The sequence below is a fragment of the Halobacillus sp. BBL2006 genome (genome assembly GCF_000786645.1).
In the GTDB taxonomy this organism is placed as follows: Bacteria; Bacillota; Bacilli; order Bacillales; family Halobacillaceae; genus Halobacillus.
In genome coordinates this window covers 1-3,033 of the sequence record NZ_JRNX01000742.1, presented here as the reverse complement: position 1 = coordinate 3,033, position 3,033 = coordinate 1, and the positions used below count along the sequence as shown (strand labels likewise).

The following is a 3,033-nucleotide window of genomic DNA, read 5'->3' as shown; positions in this document are numbered from 1 at the left end:
GAATGGATGTCCACTGCACAGCACTTTGGTCTTCCTACTAGATTGTTAGATTGGTCACAAAGTCCATTATCCGCATTGTTCTTTGCAGTGGAGAATACAAGTTTTGAATATGAAGAAGGTAGTAATGATTGTGCTGTAGTTTGGTGTTTGAACCCAAACGCTTTGAACGAAAGGTCTAGATTTATCGAAGACTTCAACATACTTCCGAATATTATTGAACAAAACGAAACTTTGCATAATAAATTAAAAGAAAAGTATGGAGTTGGCGTTATACTCCCTGATGAAATACCTCCTATAGCTATAATTTGTCCAAGTAATAACAGTCGGATATATGCTCAAAGAGGTGTTTTTACTTTGTTCCCATTACGTTCTCTTCCTCTTGAAGAACAAAGTTTTGCTGGGGACATTCTTGTTAAAATAAAGATTAATAAGAATCTAAAACAAGAATTGAAGAGGCAGCTGTTTGATATAGGTATAAGTTACTCTAGCATATATCCTGAACTAGAATTTATTAGTAAAGATATTAAGTCTGAATACTTAATGAACTGAGGAGGAGTACAATGGAACATGAGGGCAGGAAAGTATTTTCTACGCCAGATAGTAAGAGTCTAAAAAGTATTTGTGATGAGATTGATGCAGCTTTACATGGTGGAGCAGGCATAAACTTGGACCCCGAATATCAAAGGGAATATAAATTCACAGTGGAGGAAGAAAGTTTACTCATAGAATCTATAATAATGGGGATACCTATTCCAACAATTTATTTGTCCTCTGACACTCGAAAGGTTCCGTACATTGCTAATGTAATCGATGGTCAGCATAGATTACGGGCAGTTTATAGATTTATTAACAACGAGTTTTCATTAAAAGGTCTAGAAATCTTAAAAAATTTGAATGAAAAGTCTTTTAATCAATTAGATGGTGAGATGCAAAACTCATTACTTCACCAATCAAGATTAAATTTTGAAAATATTCACGTTCAAGACAACCCAATCGTTGAAATTGAGATTTTTAAAAGGTACAACAAGGGAACTCACCCACTAAGTAGACAAGAATTTAGAAATGCTATTTATGTATGCGAGTTTAACCTTTGGCTAAACACTGTAATAAAGGGCTATTTTGAAGACCCAGTCTTTAACGATATATATAACATTTCTAAGAAAAGATATGCTGATAAAACGGTTCATGAGTCTATTAGTGTTATGTTGTCGATTTTAAAATTTGGTCTAAATATCGGTTTTAGTACTTCACCTGTCTATGCTGACCATCTTATGGACTATGCTGTAAGACAGGAAGACCAAAATCTACTCATAGAAGAAACTAAAGAAGTTTTAGATAAAACGAATGAATTTTTAAAGAAAGTTTATAATGATTTAAATGTAAAGTACCCATTCTCTAAAGAAATATATGGAATAGAAAGTAGGAACTATAAGTTACAAACCCCTATACTAATGTTAGTATCGGGTTTCTTGAAGTACTTGTTTGATAATGAAATAGATGTGGTTGATGATGAAAAATTTAGTGGCGTAATGAACACCATAAAAAGTGTATTATCTACATCATATTTAGAAGAGGATTTTAAGGGCTCTAACACTAGACCATCCATTCTAAGAGATACATTAAACGATATGATTAAAGAATATGAATTGAATTTTCTTTAAAGATTATCTAAGACTAGAAAATATTATGTATAAAAAGACCACTGTACAGAATGTAAAGTGGTCTTTTTTGCTATCATTCTTTGAAACGTTTTAGTACTTATTGGGAATGTGCAACAGACCAAATATCCTTAAAAAAGCTCAAAATACTATCATGAGAGGTATAAAATAGCTGTTTTTCTTTGTTTTAAATCAGTTTAAATCCAATATCTCCATTACTGTGTAGGTGGTTAACCAAAAAAAGAATTTGCTAGGATAAAAGCATTCTAGAAAAAAATATCGGATTAGTACTAAGCCACCATAATGGAGTTGATATACAGAATAATGGCTATCGAGCTAAAAAGGAACATATTTAGGTAACTTATCTTATTTATGTTTATGTAAGCCTTCAAGTACATCTAGCCACACAGTGATGGTGTAAATTTTTACGATACGAGGCGAATTTTTTGAGTTCAACAGAAGGTTATATTCCAACCTTTTCAAGTGTTTTTATAGCTTTACTCGAAAGTAATTTCGAGAAGGGTTATTAAAATTTATCATTATAAAAGTTCGATTTATTTCAAGACTTTATCAAACAATAGAAATTAAGATTCGAAATTATAAGCGGCTTAAACTAATGTACATAGCAGGTGGAGGTAGAAAATAATGTTTGTCTCATACACTGATGCTTCCGTGAAAAAAGGGATTGCTGTACTTTCGTTCGTAATATATTTCAAGGACGCTAAAGTAATTCGAAAGAGAATTATAGTCAAAGAGTCAAATAATCATATTGCAGAGGCTTATGCAATATCTGAGTTACTTTCATTTCTAAGTTACTATGATATTAAGAATGGGTTATTGTTAATCGATTGCAACGTAGTAAAAGAGATGATAAAGCGCAAAAGAGGTAAGTTATATCCTCATATTCCGAAACATATAAATTACACCTTACAGAAGCTAAATATGAGGTCTCAATTAATCCTTAGAGACCTTAACATTGCACATGAGATTTGCAGTAAGAATGGTTTTAAAAGGTCTACTGCGTTATCTACTGTAAATTGGCTTAAAGAGGTTATTATTGATTCAGATTACTATATACAATTTTCTGTATATGAAGAATACAAACAATTAGTAAATAAGGCTTCATTAAAATTCCATGATGTACTTAGGCAGTTAAACAAATTAGTTAAAAATGCAAACTTAGTACATGAAGAGGGTGACACCAAGCTATTTGAGAACAATAATGTTGGAATTACCTTACATAAAGACACTGTTGTGAAAGTAACAGACCTAAAATGTAATGAATGATACCAATAGCACATAAAAAGCAGGACCAGTGCTTTAGAGAGGAGTAATCAAATGTTTACTGGAAAAAAAAGTAGAAAAGAAACCCATA

General features: G+C 31.7%; 3 protein-coding genes. All 3 read left to right on the top strand.

Features of this window, described 5'->3' with window-relative positions:
* On the top strand, positions 1 to 549 hold a 549-nt coding region (locus LD39_RS19135; RefSeq protein WP_035551928.1), incomplete at its 5' end, for an FRG domain-containing protein.
* Positions 550 to 560: 11 nt separating this feature from the next.
* Positions 561 to 1,661, top strand: a complete 1,101-nt coding sequence (locus LD39_RS19130; protein ID WP_035551925.1) for a DUF262 domain-containing protein — start codon at positions 561 to 563, stop codon at positions 1,659 to 1,661.
* Positions 1,662 to 2,303: 642 nt separating this feature from the next.
* Entirely contained in the window at positions 2,304 to 2,945 is a 642-nt protein-coding gene (locus tag LD39_RS19125; RefSeq protein WP_035551923.1) for a hypothetical protein, read from the top strand.
* Positions 2,946 to 3,033: the final 88 nt, after the last annotated feature.

What these genes read in the sequence shown, in the direction of transcription:
- LD39_RS19130 (WP_035551925.1), top strand. Translation starts at nt 561, where the DNA reads ATGGAACATGAGGGCAGGAAAGTATTTTCTACGCCAGATAGTAAGAGT.
- LD39_RS19125 (WP_035551923.1), top strand. Translation starts at nt 2,304, where the DNA reads ATGTTTGTCTCATACACTGATGCTTCCGTGAAAAAAGGGATTGCTGTA.